11 protein-coding genes and 1 pseudogene are annotated in these 16,061 nt (G+C 63.8%); 3 read left to right on the forward strand and 9 right to left on the reverse strand.

The window, feature by feature from the left end:
• The first annotated feature begins 164 nt into the window (after positions 1–164).
• A complete protein-coding gene (locus NKH30_RS05830) occupies positions 165–1,340 on the forward strand; it encodes an HlyD family secretion protein (RefSeq protein ID WP_352539320.1) in 1,176 nt (391 codons plus the stop codon).
• Positions 1,337–2,950 (forward strand): DHA2 family efflux MFS transporter permease subunit, encoded by a 1,614-nt coding sequence (locus NKH30_RS05835; RefSeq protein WP_352539321.1) that lies wholly within the window; start codon positions 1,337–1,339, stop codon positions 2,948–2,950. Before NKH30_RS05830 ends, NKH30_RS05835 begins: the two co-directional genes overlap by 4 nt.
• Before the next feature lie 320 nt (positions 2,951–3,270).
• Here the strand turns inward: NKH30_RS05835 and NKH30_RS05840 are convergent, their stop codons facing one another.
• A complete protein-coding gene (locus NKH30_RS05840) occupies positions 3,271–4,023 on the reverse strand; it encodes a metallophosphoesterase family protein (protein ID WP_352469581.1) in 753 nt (250 codons plus the stop codon).
• The gene (locus tag NKH30_RS05845) at positions 4,016–4,828 is read right to left on the reverse strand and encodes a nucleotidyltransferase family protein (RefSeq protein WP_352539322.1); all 813 of its coding nucleotides are present in this window, start codon (positions 4,826–4,828) and stop codon (positions 4,016–4,018) included. The genes NKH30_RS05840 and NKH30_RS05845 overlap by 8 nt, the downstream gene beginning before the upstream one ends.
• 718 nt (positions 4,829–5,546) lie before the next feature.
• On the opposite strand from NKH30_RS05845, the gene NKH30_RS05850 reads away from it, so the two are divergent.
• The gene (locus tag NKH30_RS05850; RefSeq protein ID WP_352994507.1) at positions 5,547–6,428 is read left to right on the forward strand and encodes a hypothetical protein; all 882 of its coding nucleotides are present in this window, start codon (positions 5,547–5,549) and stop codon (positions 6,426–6,428) included.
• A gap of 59 nt (positions 6,429–6,487) precedes the next feature.
• Here the strand turns inward: NKH30_RS05850 and amaB are convergent, their stop codons facing one another.
• From amaB to NKH30_RS05885, 7 genes and pseudogenes are all read right to left on the reverse strand, one after another.
• Positions 6,488–8,002 carry an L-piperidine-6-carboxylate dehydrogenase gene (amaB, locus tag NKH30_RS05855; RefSeq protein ID WP_352994509.1) on the reverse strand — a complete coding sequence of 505 codons (1,515 nt, stop codon included), beginning with the start codon at positions 8,000–8,002 and terminating at the stop codon, positions 6,488–6,490.
• Positions 8,003–8,188: 186 nt separating this feature from the next.
• Positions 8,189–9,463: an RNA polymerase sigma factor gene (locus NKH30_RS05860; protein WP_352448164.1), complete on the reverse strand. Its 1,275-nt coding sequence runs from the start codon at positions 9,461–9,463 to the stop codon at positions 8,189–8,191.
• Positions 9,460–9,834 carry a YciI family protein gene (locus tag NKH30_RS05865; RefSeq protein WP_254817007.1) on the reverse strand — a complete coding sequence of 125 codons (375 nt, stop codon included), beginning with the start codon at positions 9,832–9,834 and terminating at the stop codon, positions 9,460–9,462. Before NKH30_RS05865 ends, NKH30_RS05860 begins: the two co-directional genes overlap by 4 nt.
• Before the next feature lie 84 nt (positions 9,835–9,918).
• Positions 9,919–11,040: a DNA topoisomerase IB gene (locus NKH30_RS05870; RefSeq protein WP_352994511.1), complete on the reverse strand. Its 1,122-nt coding sequence runs from the start codon at positions 11,038–11,040 to the stop codon at positions 9,919–9,921.
• A 118-nt stretch (positions 11,041–11,158) separates the two neighbouring features.
• A complete protein-coding gene (locus NKH30_RS05875; RefSeq protein WP_352994513.1) occupies positions 11,159–12,043 on the reverse strand; it encodes a transglutaminase family protein in 885 nt (294 codons plus the stop codon).
• 7 nt (positions 12,044–12,050) lie between these two features.
• Positions 12,051–14,462 carry a circularly permuted type 2 ATP-grasp protein gene (locus NKH30_RS05880; protein WP_352994515.1) on the reverse strand — a complete coding sequence of 804 codons (2,412 nt, stop codon included), beginning with the start codon at positions 14,460–14,462 and terminating at the stop codon, positions 12,051–12,053.
• Between the two features lie 6 nt (positions 14,463–14,468).
• Positions 14,469–15,992: pseudogene (locus NKH30_RS05885) on the reverse strand (transglutaminase family protein); the annotation flags it as partial.
• Positions 15,993–16,061: the final 69 nt, after the last annotated feature.

Consider the following 16,061-nt stretch of genomic DNA (forward strand, 5'->3'; position numbering starts at 1 on the left):
CACCTGCCCGGTGAAGCGGCGCTCGAATTCCGACGCGCCCCCGCCTGTGTTCGATGTCGACCCGTTAACCGAACCCGTTTCCGGACAGGAACTTTTGCGGAAGCTTGCCGTTTGGCTTTGCGTCCGCTTCGGCGGCTGCAATATCAATCTTGAAAGCAATTCCGTTGGACACGAAGCCTCAACGCGTCGAGCAAGACGTCGAGCCTGTAAATGAAACCCGGGAGCAACCGGCCCCGGTTCGAGAATCTCGTGAGCGATCGGCAGAGCCCCGGCAGGAAAAACCCGACGGGAATGCCTCGCAACGAAAGGCCGGTCTGCTCGGCTTTCTCAGGCGCCATCCCTATGCGGCCGCAGCCATCGCGCTTGCGCTGTTGCTCGTCGTGGCAGGCATCGCGATCTGGTGGCTGAACGCTCGCCAGTACGAATCGACCGACGACGCCTTCATAGATGCGCGCATAGTGACGATCGGTGCGCAAATAGCCGGCCGCATTACCGAGCTGGCGGTTACCGACAATCAGCACGTACAGGCGGGCGATGTCCTCCTGCGTATCGACGACAGCGACTATCAGGCAAACCTGAAGCAGGCCGACGCCGGCGTCGCCGCGGCCGAGGCCGAAATCGTCAATGTCGCCGCGCAGATCGAGGCTCAAAAAGCAAAGGTAAACGCTGCCCAGAGGCAGGTTGCACAGGCCAAGGCAGCGCTGGATTTCGCCAAGGCCGAGGATCAACGCAATCGCGAACTCCTGGCCAGGGGCACGGCAACGCAGCAGCAGGCGCAGCAGGCGGCATCGACGTTGCGTCAGGACCAGGCTGCGCTGGACAGCGCCGAGGCCAATGTCGCCTCGGCAAAAAGCCAGGTTTCGGTCTTGCAGGCACAGGCCAGGAGTGCCGAGGCGCAGCTCGAGCAGGCCAAGGCCAGCCAGGAGCAAGCCCGCACGACGCTGTCACGCACGACTATCACAGCACCCGCAGCCGGGCGGGCAACGAGCATTTCTGCGGCTAACGGCACCTACGCCCAACCTGGCCAGGTATTGATGATGTTCGTTCCCGACGAGGTCTGGGTGAAGGCCAATTTCAAGGAGACGCAGCTCGATCTGATGCGGCAGGGACAGCCGGTCGACATCGACATCGACGCCTACCCGGACAAGTCCTTCCATGGTCGCGTCGACAGTATTCAGGCCGGCAGCGGCACCGCCTTCAGCCTCCTGCCGGCCGAAAATGCCACCGGCAATTACGTCAAGGTGGTGCAGCGCGTGCCGGTCAAGATCGTCTTCGACAAGCCGCCGGATGTGCTTCTCGGGCCAGGCCTGTCGGTGGTGCCGACGGTCAAGGTGCGATGAGCGGCGAAACCGCCAGAAATCAGGGTGAAAGCCGATCCGCCGCCGGGACGCACAATCCCTGGCTTATCGCCGTCGTCGTCTCCATCGCCACTTTCATGCTGGTGCTCGACACCTCGATCGCCAATGTCGCCCTGCGCAACATCGCCGGCAGCCTGGCGGCCGGAATGGACGAAAGCACCTGGGTGATTACCACCTATCTCGTTGCCAACTCGGTGATCATCCCGGTCAGCGGCTGGCTGGCAAGCGTCATCGGCCGCAAGCGCTACTACATGCTCTGCGTTGCGACCTTTACCGTCGCGTCGCTGCTGTGCGGACTGGCGCCCAACCTGGAACTGCTCATCCTGTTCAGGGTCCTTCAGGGACTCGGCGGCGGCGGCATGGCGCCAAGCGAGCAATCGATCCTTGCCGATACCTTTCCGCCAGAAAAGCGCTCGCAGGCCTTCGCGCTTTACGGCATTGCCGTCATCGTGGCACCGACGGTCGGGCCGACGATCGGCGGCTGGCTGACCGACCATTTCTCCTGGCACTGGATCTTCTTCATCAACGTGCCGTTCGGCATCCTGTCGCTGGCCCTGGTGCAATGGCTGTTGGTCGAACCGGACGTACTCGAACGCGAACGCAAGGAACGGCTGAAAGGCGGCCTGAAGATCGACGGGATCGGGTTCGTCCTGGTAGCGACGGCATTGGGGTGCCTGGAGATTTTTCTCGACCGGGGCCAGCGCTACGATTGGTTCGCCTCGGATTTCATCACCACTTTCGCAGTGATTTCCGCGATCGCGTTCCTGCTGCTTATCCCATGGGAACTCAGTCGCAGCGATCCGGTCGTCGACATGCGCCTATTATTCACGCGCCAGTTCGGCACGGCGTTCCTGGTCATGATGGCGGTCGGTGCTATCCTGTTCAGCACCACCCAGATCGTGCCTCAGCTGCAGCAGACGACATTTGCCTACACCGCGACGCTCTCGGGCCTTTCGATGATGCCGGGCGGCATCGCCATGTTGATCTTGATGCCGGTGTCCGGATTTGTAGGCAGCATCGTGCAGCCCAAATATCTGATCATGATGGGCATGTCGGTGGTCGCAGTGGCCCTTTGGCATATGACCTCGCTTACTCCGGACGCCAGCTTCCGCTTCTTTGCCTTTGCCCGTGTTTTCCTGATGGTCGGGCTGCCGTTCCTGTTCATTCCCATCTCGACCGCGGCCTATGTCGGCCTGCCCCCGCAGAAGACCAACCAGGCATCTGCGCTGATCAACGTTGCACGCAATATCGGCGGCAGCATCGGCGTCTCGCTGTCCAACACCGTCATTGCGCAAAGCTCCCAGATCCATCAATCGAATCTGGTCGGCCACACCGTGCAGTCGTCGCCCGCCTATCAGCAGGCGCTTCGGCAGGCGACCGAGCATTTCGTCGCCCAGGGTTCGCCAATGGTCGAGGCGAAGCAGCAGGCGATCGCCTGGCTTGGTCAGTTGATCGCTCGCCAGGCCACGCTGCTCGCCTATGTCGATGTCTTCCGCTACTGCGCGGTGGCAACCGCCCTGCTCGTTCCGCTGGCGCTGCTGCTGCGGTCAAGCAAGTCAGGCGGCAGCCAGCCGAATCCGGAGATGGGCTGACCCGCAGGCGCGACGGTGTAGTTCCAAAAACGGGCAAGCCGGGAACCAGCCGACCCGTTGCGTTGTTCTGCGCCAAGAGGAGATGATTACGATGGCCACTATTCCCACACCCGAGCCAACACCGACCCCGGTGCCACCGCCTCCCATCCCCGATCCCAAGCCCGTGCGTGAGCCGGACCCCGACAGGCTCCCCGACGAAGATCCCGTTCCCAACCCGGATGAAAACGACATTCCACCGAAGCGGATGGCTGTTACCCGGCAAGTGCCATGATCGTTCTGCAGCGTGCACGGGCGATTGCTTGCGCCAGTGGCGCTGCCTGTCAGATTTCGAGCATGGCGTAGGGGCGGCCCGTCGGCTTGGCGACATGCATGGCAACGTTATAGACCGACGCCCCGCCCGGCGTACGGCCCTCGTAGGCGCCGCGATGCGCATGACCATGCACCACCGCACTGACCTGGAACCGGTCTATTGTTTCGGCCAGGCGTGACGAACCGAGAAATGGGAAGATCTCCAGCGGCTCGCCTTCGACCGTCTCGACGACAGGCGCGTAGTGCAGAACGACAAGCGTGCGTTTGGCGCGGACCTGCCGCATCGCGTTTTCAAGCCGCATCGCTTCGTTCACGCTTTCCGCCACCATCGACTTGATGGCCGGTTCGCCGAAGGAGCCGAGCATGCGCGATCCAAAACCGCCAACGAAACCCTTGACCCCGACGAACCCGACCTCGTGAATCTCCGTCGCCTCGCCATCGAGCAGATGAACGCCCGCCTGGCGCAGAATGTCGGTGACCTGCTCGACGGCGCCTGACTCATAGTCGTGGTTGCCAAGTACGGCGACGACCGGGATCGTGCAGGCACGCAGTTCCTCGGCAAGGATTTCGGCCTCCCGAGGCTTGCCGAGATTGGTAAGGTCGCCGGTCAGCACGAGAACCTGGGCTTCGCGCGACATCTCGCCGAAAAGATCGCGGTACGACGCCTGGTCCTCCTTGCCGACATGCAGATCGCCAATGGCGGCGATCTTGAGTGTGCCGCCGTTTTCCGCCTTTGCCGAAGCAGGTTTGAGTTCGTCAGCCATCGCTATATTCTCCTTCACCGCCGACGTCGGCAAAGCCCCATTCCTTGACGTCGATCTCATAGTCGGTTCGTGAAAGCATGCGCCCGCGGCAGATCCGCATCCGGGAAGGCGGCAGTTCGCGCTGTTTGGCCAGCCGGTCGAGCAATTCGTCGAGCAGCCACGCCGGCACACGGTCTCGCTCCGTCGGATAGATCCATCGGAAGTTCAAGAGATGCATCAGCAAGACTTCCCAATGGACTTCCATGTAGGAAAGCAGCCTTTGCCAATCGATCTGGTCGTGCGCCTTGAGGATGGTGTGCGCGACGTCGGCGCCATCGTGGCGGCGGCGGTCCTGGATGAAGCTTTTGGACCAGATAAGCTCGGTTGGGCCGATGATCCGCACCTGGCTGCCCAGCAATTCGCCCTGACGGGCGTGCTCCAGCCACAGGTCGTCGACGGGCATTGTGCCGTTCATCGAGGCGAAAATGACGTCGAAAAAATGCGTGCCCTTGAACACTTTGCCGAGCCACCGGTCGTCCTCGACCACGACGGCGTAACCGATCCGCTTGAAATGGGCGAGGATGCGCGGGCAGTCGCCGGCCTTGCAGAAAATATCGAGATCCTTGGTCAGGCGGGTGATCCCGGTATAGGCGCTTACGGCATAGGTGCCGGCGACGAGAAAGGGGATGCCGGTCGTGACAAGCTCGCGGATCGCCTCGATATAAAAGACCTCCGCTTCGGCATTGCGAGGCGTCGGGGCGGCTTTTGGATCGACCGACGGAACGGATGCCGGGATGGCGCTTTCCGGTGGGGGATTAATGATCATAGCTATGGCTCCTGGCCCGGCAGACCAGCAGCCGCCTGTATCTAATAGCCAAGCACGCCCGATGGTTCCCGCCGTTACGCGGCACTGCCGCTCCCGCCGCTGCATCAGGCGAACACATCGCCGTCGCAGGCCTTCGAAGCGGTCATGGCTGTCGCCGTCGCGGCAGTGATGAAAAGACATGCGACCGGTTATTTTGGCGTCAGGATCGCAGTGCAATCAGCCTCAAGCGCGTCGAGGCGGAGTAGGCCCGCTATCATCCTCAGGTCCGGAAAGGATTGGCTTCAACATGGTTCCGGAGCTGTCGGAGGCGCTGCGCACCCGGCGCAACAGCCATTTGAGCGCCCGTAGCCAAACCGACTCTGTTTTCCGTAACGGTGCAGGCGGCGTGGCGAAAAGGCCATTCTCCATTTTGTAGTTCCTCACAGTCTCAGTCCAAATCAGCGTTCTTCAACGAGCAAAGCTTGTGTTGGTTCCGCGTCGCCATCGGCGGGAGCACGGGCTGGACGGGGCGAGGCCATCATTGGCGGGTTCGAGCGGGCTAGCCTTCTGCAGGGAGATCAGCGCCTCGCGAGATCAGCCTCGGCGATCAAGTGGCGGAATTCAGCTACCAGCCGGCGGGATTCGGCTCGTATCCTGATGCGCCGGCTCTGGACACGACCCGCGAAGGCTGAAATTGTGATCGTATTTCCAGTTGCAAATTTGGTTGGGCTCGGCGGGGATGGCGCTGGTTTCTGAAGACATTGCCCGCCATCCGGCGCTGCGTCGCCATGTCCAGGCTCAGTCGCGGACGCTTCTCCAGACCTATGAAGCGAACCCGCGGCTGGCCTCCGTATTCGCCACCCAACAACGTTGGCTGATGGCCCATATCGGTCTTGCCTTGTATTTCAATCGAGAGCCGGACGATCATCGCAAGGGACTTACGTCCGCACGGTTCATGGACGACATCTGCCGGCATTCGGTGGCCAGCCGCAACACCGCCGACGCCTTCCTGAAGGAGATGCTGCATTACGGCTTCATCCGGCATCTGCCGATCAAATGTGGGCGCATCCGCCCCTTTGAGCCGACCGCGGGCACTCTGGAGACGGTTGCCGGCTGGGTCATGGCTCATCTCAGAACGCTGGACAGCCTGGACAGCCTGGACAGCCTGGACAGCGGATTTCGACTGGCTGCATTCGTCGCACAACCGGACATGCTCGCCAAACTGCAGCCGCTGGTGGCCGACGGCCTGCTTTCGTCGCATGCCGTGCGCGAGCCGAGACAGACCTTTTCCTTGTTCACCTGGCTCGACAATGGCGGCATCGTCATGGATTGGCTGATGTCCGGCGTCGACCCCGATCATGCCGACCTGGACCGAATCCCGACCGGTGTCGTCTCAATCGGAGATTTCGCGAACTGGCTCAAGCTTTCCCGCACCCACCTGTCACGCAAATTGGGCGATGCCGAAGAACTCGGCAGCGTCGGCTGGTTGGGCCAGCGCGGTCACTCGGTCATGTGGGTGTCGAGCGAGTTCTATCAGGAATACATGACCGCCCAGGCGGTCAAGCTCGCCATCATCGATGCAGCCTTCGATAACTGTGTTGTAACTTCGCAAGCCAGCTGAACCGCGAGCCGACCGCCGTCGTGGCAGCCTTGGCGCCGCCGCGACGGAGGTCCGGCATTTCAATCGATGTCGAACGACACGCCCTGCGCAAGCGGCAGCGCCTTGGAATAATTCACCGTATTGGTGGCGCGCCGCATATAGGCCTTCCAGGCATCGGAGCCGCTCTCGCGGCCGCCGCCGGTTTCCTTCTCGCCACCGAAGGCACCGCCGATCTCGGCCCCTGACGTGCCTATATTGACGTTGGCGATACCGCAGTCCGATCCGTCGACGCTAAGAAAGCGCTCGGATTCCTGCAGGTCGCGGGTAAAGATCGAGGATGACAGCCCCGCTCCCACCGCATTGTGTTCTTCTAGCACGGTGTCGAAGTCCGAATATTTCATCACATAGAGGATGGGCGCGAAGGTTTCCTCCGTCACCGGCGAAACCTGCCGCGGCATTTCGACCAGCGCCGGACGCACATAGTAGGCGTCGGGGTGACCGTTCTCGACCCGCATTCCGCCGGTTATCTTACCGCCATGCGAAGCCGCCTCCTCCAGCGCCTTCTGCATATTCTCGTAGGCAGCCTTGTCGATCAGCGGGCCAACCAGAGCGCTTGTCTCCAGCGGATTGCCGACCGAGACGCTCTCATAAGCCTTCTTCAGGCGCGGAACGAACTGGTCATAGACGCTCTCATGCACGAACAGGCGCCTGAGCGTCGTGCAGCGCTGGCCGGCCGTGCCCATGGCGCCGAAGGCGATAGCGCGGAGCGCCATGTCCAGATCGGCCGTCGGGCAGACGATGCCGGCATTGTTGCCGCCGAGCTCCAGCACCGCACGGGCAAAGCGCTTCGCCAGCCGTGGGCCGACATCCCTGCCCATGCGCGTCGAGCCGGTGGCCGAGACCAGCGGCACCCTGGGATGATCGACCAGGATCTCGCCGACGGCACGGTCGCCGATCAGCACGGGCGCCAGTCCCTGCGGCGCGTCAGCACCGAAACGCTTTACCGCGCGTGCAAAAATCGCCTCACAGGCGAGCGCCGTCAGCGGGGTCTTCTCGGACGGTTTCCACACCACCGCGTCGCCGCAGACCAGCGCAAGTGCCGCGTTCCACGACCATACCGCCACCGGAAAGTTGAAGGCCGAGATGACGCCGACGATGCCCAGCGGATGCCAGGTCTCCATCATGCGATGGCCGGGACGCTCGGTGGCGATGGTCAGGCCGTACAATTGCCGGGAAAGACCGACGGCGAAATCGCAGATGTCGATCATCTCCTGCACTTCGCCAAAACCTTCGGATGGGATCTTGCCGACTTCGATCGATACCAACCGGCCAAGCTCGGCCTTGTGTGTGCGCAATTCCTCGCCGAGCAGCCGCACCAGTTCGCCACGCTTGGGAGCTGGCACCTGCCGCCACGCCAGGAAAGCTTTGTGGGCATTGTCGATGGTCGTTGCCGCATCGGCCGGCGAGATGGTCTTCAACGCGGCGATCTGCTCGCCGGTTACCGGGCTGCGCACGATGAGGTCGCCGCCCGTAAGCGCGCCCTCGGCAACGCCCAGTTTCGCCAGAAGCCCGGCCGTTTCCTTCGCAATCGTCATTTCGTTCGTCCCTTTCAGATCCCGTCGCTCATATGGCGTCGGTCCAAGCTTTTCGCCATACCGGTTCCCTGCCGGTCGGCATACCGGGCGCTGTCATGGCGTGGCATTACGCGTTTCAGGGAGAAATCGCCACCCCGGCATGGTCCAAGCCGGCGTCCGACTGTTGAACCAGCCAGATAGAGCGAATCAGTGTGCCGTCTTGGCGGTTTCCCGCACGGCGCTTTCTTTCATCAGCCGGTCGATATGCATGCGGATATGCGCTGCCTCGGCGGCCGTATTGGCAAGCGCGATGGCGCGGTCGAAAGCGACGCGCGCCTCCTCGCCGCGGCCAAGCTGCATCAGCAGTCCGCCCTTGAGGCCGAAGAAATGGAAATAGCCGGAAAGCCTTCCCTCCAGCGGCTCGATCATGGCGAGTGCGGCTTCCGGTCCACGCACCTTGGAGACCGCGACGGCGCGGTTGAGCGTCACCACCGGCGACGGCTGCATCTGCTCGAGCAGGCCGTAGAGCAGGTCGATCTCGTTCCAGTCCGTATCCTCGGGCTTTTCCGCCCGCGCATGCAGTGCGGCTATCGCCGCTTGTACCTGGTAGGGACCGGGCTTGCGATGGCGCAACGCCTTATCGACCAGCGCCAGGCCTTCATCAATCATCTTGCGGCTCCACAGGCTGCGGTCCTGGTCTTCGAGCAGCACGATCTCGCCGTTCTCGTCGAAGCGAGCCGGCGAGCGTGCATGCTGCAGCAGCAACAGCGCCGTCAGCCCCATGATCTCCGGCTCGGTCTGGAACAGCCTGAGCAGCAGCCGGGCCAGCCGGATCGCCTCTTCGCAAAGCGGCGCTCGCGCCGAAGCCTCGCCGCTGTTGCTGGAATAGCCTTCGTTGAAGATCAAGTAGACCATGGCGGCGACGGCGGCGAGCCGTTCGGAGCGCTCGACCGCTCCCGGCGTCTCGAACGGCACCCCGGCGTCGGCGATACGCGCCTTGGCGCGCGTGATACGCTGCTCCATGGCGCTTTCACCGACCAGGAAGGCGCGGGCGATCTGCTTGACCGTCAGGCCGGAGACGATGCGTAACGCCACCGCGATCTGCTGTGTGGCCGGCAGGTCGGGATGGCAGCAGATAAACAGCAGCCGCAAAATATCGTCGCGGTAATGCGCCCCGTCCAGCCGCTCGGCGACGTCGCTCTCGGCATCCTCCAGATCGGAGATCTGGTCCTCCTCCGGCAGCGGCGCCTGCTTGGCGCGCTTGCGCACCGCATCGATGCCGCTGTTGCGGCCGACGAAAATCAGCCAGGCTGCCGGATCGCGCGGAGGACCGTTTTTCGGCCAGTTGTTCAGTGCCCTCAGGCAGGCGTCCTGGAATGCTTCCTCCGCCGCGTCGAGGTCGCGGAAGTAGCGCAGCAATGCCCCCATCGCCTGCGGGCGGGCGGTGCTGATTGCCGTGCTGATCCAGGCGAGTTCGGTCATGCGGAAACCTTGGCGGGATTGAAGAGCGAGACCGGCCGGATTTCATAGGAGCCGCCGCTCGGATTGACCTCGGAAAGCTCGCGCGCGAAGTCGACGGCCTCATCGAGATCGGCGCATTCGAGCGTGTAGAAGCCGAGGAACTGTTCCTTGGTTTCGGCAAACGGGCCGTCGATGACGATCGATTCGCCCTTGACCTTCCTCAGCGTCGTCGCCGCGGTCGTCGGCAAGAGCCGCGCCACCGGGCCAAGCCGGCCCGCCTGGGCATATTTTTCCTGCACACCCAGAAGCTTTTCCATGACGGCGTCGTCCTGCTCCTTGCTCCAGGAGCAGACGACGTCTTCAGAGGCATAGCAGAGGATCGCGTAGAGCATGGGGCGTCCTTTTCTCTGTCAAAGGACGAAACACTAGGACCGATGCCGACATGGCGTCGACAAAAAAATACGCTCCGTCCGGCGTCAGCCCTCTCTTGCCCTCAGCCATCTCAAGACCAAGGCCTCCTCGTCGTCGAGCCCGGCGATCGAGCGCTTGCCTTGGTTGGCATCCGCCATTTCGTCCAGCAGCCGTCCTTCGGGCCAGGCGCGGAACACTTCCGGATGGATGTAGCATTGGCGACAAACCGCGCGCGTATTGCCGAGCCGCTCGGCAACCTTGTCGATGATATTGTTCATCACCCGCTTTTGCTGCGCCTGGCTTTCCGGACGTTCGGTTTGCGCAAACAGCGACGCCGCATGGATGGTGCCACCCCAGGTTCTGAAGTGCTTGGAGCTGAACTCCGCTCCGGCGTTTTCCCTGATATAGCGGTTGACGTCGTCTGAGCGCACCGGACGCCTGTTTCCGTCCTCGTCGAGATACTGGAACAACTTCTGCCCCGGCAGGTCCTGCGCTCCACGCACGACCTTGGCAATCCGGCGATCGACAAGCTTCAATCTCCATTCCTTGCCGGATTTACCGATGAAGGCAAAACGCAGGCTCGAGCCCTTGATGTCGACATGGCGGTCACGCAGCGTGGTCAGCCCAAAACTCTTGTTGTCGCGGGCATAGGCGGCATTGCCGACACGGATCATCGTGTTGTCGAGCAGCCAGACGATAGCCGCAACGACGCGTTCCAGCGGCAGGCCGTGACGGCGCAAATCGACGTCGATCTGCCGCCGCAGTTCGGGCAGGCTTTCGGCGAAGGCGATCAGGCTCGAATATTTGACGCCGTCACGCTCCTCCGCCCAGTGCGGGTGATAGCGGTATTGTTTACGGCCGCGCTGGTCCCGACCGGTCGCCTGGATGTGACCGTCGGCATCCGGCGAGATCCACACATCCGTCCAGGCCGGTGGAATGGCGAGCGCCTTGATGCGTGCCAGCGCCTCCCCGTCGACAATCCGCCCGTCGGGTCCTTTGTACGAGAACCCCTTGCCCGAACGCAGCCGGCGAATACCGGGTTCAGTGTCGGTGACATAGTTGAGCGAGGCCCGAACGGCCGAGGCTTGCGCGCCGTTCTCCAGCGCTCCGTTGTGCGGCACCGCGTTTTTTGGTGCAGCTTTCCTCACAGCCGATTGGCCAGACGGCGACCCGGATTTGTCCAGCATGTCCTCTCCACGGAATTTCCGTAGATAAGCCGCTTGCCGGCTGCGGGTTCCAACGCCTCTTGATCTCTTGGTTCCAGAACAGCCTATCGACGTCGCCGTGCGTCGAAGACGTGCGTCGTCACGCCTTCTCGAGCACGACCGGAATGACGTCGACCGCCTGCTCGCCGACCTGTCCACCAGTGGTTTTCAGCACGCCGACGATCGGCGCCACATCGGAGTAATCGCGGCCATAGCCGACCGTGATATGGTCGTTGCTAGCCCGCATGCCATTGGTCGGATCGAATTCCTGCCAGCCGGCATCGCGCCCGCACCACACCTTGACCCAGGCGTGCATGGCGTCGGCACCTTCGAGCCGCGGCTTCCCGCGCGGCGGGATGGTGCGCAGGAACCCGCTGACATAGCCCGCGGGAATACCGAGGCCGCGCAGGCCGGCGATCATGATGTGGGAAAAATCCTGGCAGACGCCGCGCTTCAGGCCAAAGGCGTCGCTGGCCCGCGTCTGCACGGTGGTCGCCTCGCCGTCATAGGTGAAATCGCGGTGAATGCGGTTGCACAGAGCCATGGCCGTGCCGACTGTCGAACCGCCGGCACTGCCTTTCGCATAGGCAGTGATTGCCGCGTCGATGCCGGCATGATCGCTGGCGGCCAGAAAGTGATGCGGCGAAGCCGGCGCCAGCGAGTGCACTGCGCCGAGTTCTTCCCTCAGCCGGCGTATGTCCGGCGATACGTCGAGCCCGGGTTCGGGCCGCGACACTGAAACACGCGCGCTCATCCTGATGTCGAGCGCATCATGCGCGTCACGAAAGGCGATCGAGGTGACACTGTTGCCGAAAAAGTCGGAAAAGTCGGAACGTTCGCTGGGCGCCGGCACAAAAGACAGTGAAGCGGCAATGACGCGCTGCACGCCAGGGATGGTCGGCGGCAGCACGCGCACCTGATGGCGGCCGCCGCCGGCCGCCGCATCATAGTCGTAACGCAGGTGAAGCCTGATGTCGTAGAGCATGCTGTCTCTACCCGAAATAGGCTTTGGCGAGGCTGTTGTAGAGCCCGCCGATTTCATTGGCGAGATCGCCGAGGGCCTTGGCCGTCATGTCCGAGGGCTCCTTGATGGCGATCGACGTGTTGAGCTGCAGGATTTCCTTGGCCGCCGGCGACATATGGCCTTCAGCGCCGACAGCGGGCAGCAGCGCGATTTCGGCTTTCAGCCGTTCGAGCTGGAAAAGGATTGAGCGCGGGTTGAGCGGATCGAGCGCCAAAAGGTCGACCACCGTGCGCCGCCCCGCCTGCACCGGATACTGCCGACGGTGGGTCATGACGCTGTCGCCGATCTCCAGCATCATGTCGAGCGCACCTTCCGGCGCCTGGGCTCTGGTCAGCCGGGCGAGCGTGCGGGCGATCTGGATGCCGCGTTCGAGCCTGCGGCCGATTTCCAGGAAACGCCAGCCGGCAAAGCGGTACATGTTCTCGTGCAGCAGGCCGGAAAACCCGGCCAGCTTGCGCAGGATGACCGTCATTGCCCTTGTCGCGTCGTCGCCCGGCGCCACTGTCGCGGCAAATTGATGGATGGTCTTCGACAGATCCTTCAATGCCAGCCAGCCATCGGGCGAGAAGCGGTCGCGGATCTGCCCGGCGCTGTAAACGGCGCTGTCCAGCGTGCCGATGAGCCCCAATGGGATTGCCGTCTCGACGTCGATGCCGAACGGCGCGAGATAGTCGCTGATATCGGCGAGCAGCGGCATCTCGGGATCGGATGTCTCGGCCAGCCGCACATGGTAGGCGCGCAGGATGCGCACCGTGTCTTCCGACCGCTCGATATAGCGGCCGAGCCATGTCAGGTTCTCAGCCGCGCGGCTGGGCAGGCTGCCCGGCAGGGTTCGGGTGAAGCTGTCGCGCTCCTGCGGCAGCAGTGTCTCGCGCTCGACCGGCCTGTCGCTGACCACCCAGACATCCGCCGCCTGGCCGCCGCGCTGCATGGCGATGGCCGTCGGGTCGAGCGAAAAGCCGACACGGGCAAAACCGCCCGGCATCACCGTCCAGCCTTCCGGCGTCCGCGCCAGATAGACGCGCAGGCTTGCCGGCCGCGGCTCCAGCCAGCCCCCGACATAGACAGGCGTGGTCGACAGCGTCACCGCTTCCTGGCCGACGAAGTCGCCGCCGTCCCGTTCGATCCTGGCGACGAGCTCGGCCCGTTCCTCGACCGACAGCGCTGACCCGAGCTTGGTCGAGCCGTCGTCCTCGAAGGCAAGCCGCGTCGACAGCGCCGGGCCGATCACCATGCTATCGATGTTGGCGAGCACATGTTCACGCTCCGTCTCCTGCCCGCACCACCATGTCGCGACCGTCGGCAGCAGCAGTTCCTCGTTGCGCAGGGCGCGCGAAATCTTGGGCAGGAAGGCGAGCAGCGCGCGCGTCTCCATCAGGCCGGAGCCCAGTGCATTGACGGCCGAAACCGCCCCTTGCCGAACCGCCTCGACCAGCCCCGGCGTGCCGATCTGCGAGTCCGGCCGCAATTCAAGCGGATCGGCGAAGGCGGCGTCGAGCCGCCGCCACAAGACGCTCACCGGCATCAGCCCCGAAACCGTGCGCACCATCAGCCTGCCGCCGGAGACGGTCAGGTCCTCGCCCTCGAGCAGCATGATGCCGAGATAGCGGGCGATATAGGCATGTTCGTAATAGGTTTCGTTCAGCGGTCCCGGCGTCAGTATGGCGACACGGCCGCCGGCTTGCCTGGCCATGCCGATCAGCGCGTCGCGGAAGCGACGGAAGAAGCCGGCCAGGCGGTGCACATGCATCTCGCCGTAGACGTCGGACAGCGCCCTCGTGGTGGCGACGCGGTTTTCCAGCGCAAAGCCGGCGCCCGACGGCGCCTGTGTGCGGTCGCCAAGCACCCACCAGCGGCCGTCCGGGCCACGGCCGAGCTCGAAGGCGCAGAAATGCAGGAAATGGCCGCTGGCCGGCCTGGTGCCGACGACCGGCCGCAAATATTCGGGGCTGGCCGCGATCAATCCGGCCGGCAGAATGCCTTTCTCGACCAGCCGGTTCGGACCGTAAATGTCGGCGATGGTCTCCTCGAACAGATCGGCGCGCTGGACCAGGCCGGCGCTGATACCAGCCCATTCCTGCTCCTCGATCAGCAGCGGCACATGCGCCAGCGGCCATTCGCGCTCGTTGGCGCCGGCCTTGTCATAGACGCGGTAGTAGACGCCGGCGTCGCGCAGGTACTGGTCGGCGCGGGCGAAGCGCTGGGCAAGCTTTTCCGGCCCCAGGTCCTCCAGCGCCTCGATGAAGTGCCGCCAGGCCGGCCGCGGATTGCCCGACGCATCGACCATCTCGTCGACGACGCCGTCGATCGGCTGATAGTGCTCCAGCAGACTGTGGGTTTGCGGCTTGCTGCGCAGCCTTTTGTGATTCCCCTTCGCCATAGCTGATCAGAGTCTTTGCGGCCGCCGAAGGTCAAGGGTCATCGGGAAATCTTCAGAGGCTTCTTCGTTGCGCAGCACATAGCTGGACGGCGTATGGCCACGCGGCTCGAAGCGAGCGAGCCGCCGCGCCTCCGCTTCGTTGCCATTGACCGGGAAGGTGTCATAGCTGCGCCCGCCGGGATGCGCGACATGGTAGACGCAGCCGCCGACCGCGCGGCCCGACCAGCGATCATAGATGTCGAAGACCAGTGGAGTGTTGACCGGCAGCGCCGGATGCAGGCCCGACGCCGGCTGCCAGGCCTTGAAGCGCACGCCGGCCACCGCGATCTCGCGGTTGTCGGTCACCTTCATCGGCACGACGCGGCCGTTGCAGACGACGGCGTGACGCTCCGGGTTGAGCCCCTCGGTCTTCACCTGCAGCCTTTCGACGGAGGAATCGACAAAGCGTACGGTGCCGCCGATCGCGCCTTGCTCGCCCATCACGTGCCACGGCTCGAGCGCCTGCCTGAGCTCCAGCTTGACGCCGGCATGCTGGACCTCGCCGCAGAACGGGAAGCGGAATTCGAGCTGGGCGTCGAACCATTCCGGACGGAACGCAAAGCCGTTCAGCTTGAGGTCGTCCAGCACATCGAGAAAGTCAGCCCAGACATAATGCGGCAGCATGAAACGGTCGTGCAGCGAAGTGCCCCAGCGCACGAAGCGGCCGTCGAGCGGGTTCTTCCAGGCCCGGGCGATGATGGCGCGCACCAGCAATTGCTGCGCCAGGCTCATGCGCGCGTTGGGCGGCATCTCGAAGCCACGGAATTCGACCAGCCCGAGTCGGCCGGTCGGCCCGTCCGGCGAAAACAATTTGTCGATGCAGATTTCCGATCTATGCGTATTGCCGGTCACGTCGGTCAGAAGGTTGCGGAACAGCCGGTCGACCAGCCACGGCAGGGGTGCCGCGCCCTTGTCCGGATGCGGCACCTGCGCCATCGCGATTTCGAGTTCGTAGAGCGTATCGTGGCGCGCCTCGTCGAAGCGCGGCGCCTGGCTGGTGGGGCCGATGAACAGGCCGGAGAAAAGGTAGGACAGCGACGGATGCCGCTGCCATTGCAGCACCAGGCTCTTCAACAGGTCGGGGCGGCGCAGGAACGGACTGTCATTGGGCGTTGCGCCGCCGACGACGACATGGTTGCCGCCGCCGGTGCCGGTGTGGCGGCCGTCGATCATGAACTTGTCGGCGCCAAGCCGCGTCTGCCGCGCCTCTTCGTAGATCGCCGTGGTCGTCGCCACGCAATCCTGCCAATTCGCGGCGGGGTGGATGTTGACCTCGATGACGCCGGGATCGGGTGCGACACGGATGACGTTGAGGCGCGGATCGTGCGGCGGGCCGTAGCCCTCGATATGCACAGGCAGTCCGATCGCCTTGGCAGCGTTCTCCGCCGCCGCGACCAGTTCGAGATAGTCCTCCAGCGCTTCAACCGGCGGCATGAAAACGCAAAGCCGTCCGTCGCGCGGCTCGACCGAAAGCGGCGGGCGCCCCCCGCCCGCCCGATCGGGGGTCGACAGTTAGACACAGTCGGGGGGGGCCGGGGGCGTATTCCAAAAAAACACCAC

It is taken from the genome of Mesorhizobium sp. M1273, assembly GCF_040318195.1.
Classification (GTDB): domain Bacteria; phylum Pseudomonadota; class Alphaproteobacteria; order Rhizobiales; family Rhizobiaceae; genus Mesorhizobium.

Bases quoted from the DNA above. Each gene is read 5' to 3' on its own strand.
- NKH30_RS05845 (WP_352539322.1), bottom strand. From the start codon at position 4,828: ATGATCATTAATCCCCCACCGGAAAGCGCCATCCCGGCATCCGTTCCG.
- NKH30_RS05865 (WP_254817007.1), bottom strand. From the start codon at position 9,834: ATGCTCTACGCGATCCTCTGCTATGCCTCTGAAGACGTCGTCTGCTCC.
- NKH30_RS05870 (WP_352994511.1), bottom strand. From the start codon at position 11,040: ATGCTGGACAAATCCGGGTCGCCGTCTGGCCAATCGGCTGTGAGGAAA.
- NKH30_RS05875 (WP_352994513.1), bottom strand. From the start codon at position 12,043: ATGCTCTACGACATCAGGCTTCACCTGCGTTACGACTATGATGCGGCG.
- NKH30_RS05835 (WP_352539321.1), top strand. From the start codon at position 1,337: ATGAGCGGCGAAACCGCCAGAAATCAGGGTGAAAGCCGATCCGCCGCC.
- NKH30_RS05880 (WP_352994515.1), bottom strand. From the start codon at position 14,462: ATGGCGAAGGGGAATCACAAAAGGCTGCGCAGCAAGCCGCAAACCCAC.
- NKH30_RS05860 (WP_352448164.1), bottom strand. From the start codon at position 9,463: ATGACCGAACTCGCCTGGATCAGCACGGCAATCAGCACCGCCCGCCCG.
- NKH30_RS05840 (WP_352469581.1), bottom strand. From the start codon at position 4,023: ATGGCTGACGAACTCAAACCTGCTTCGGCAAAGGCGGAAAACGGCGGC.
- amaB (WP_352994509.1), bottom strand. From the start codon at position 8,002: ATGACGATTGCGAAGGAAACGGCCGGGCTTCTGGCGAAACTGGGCGTT.
- NKH30_RS05850 (WP_352994507.1), top strand. From the start codon at position 5,547: ATGGCGCTGGTTTCTGAAGACATTGCCCGCCATCCGGCGCTGCGTCGC.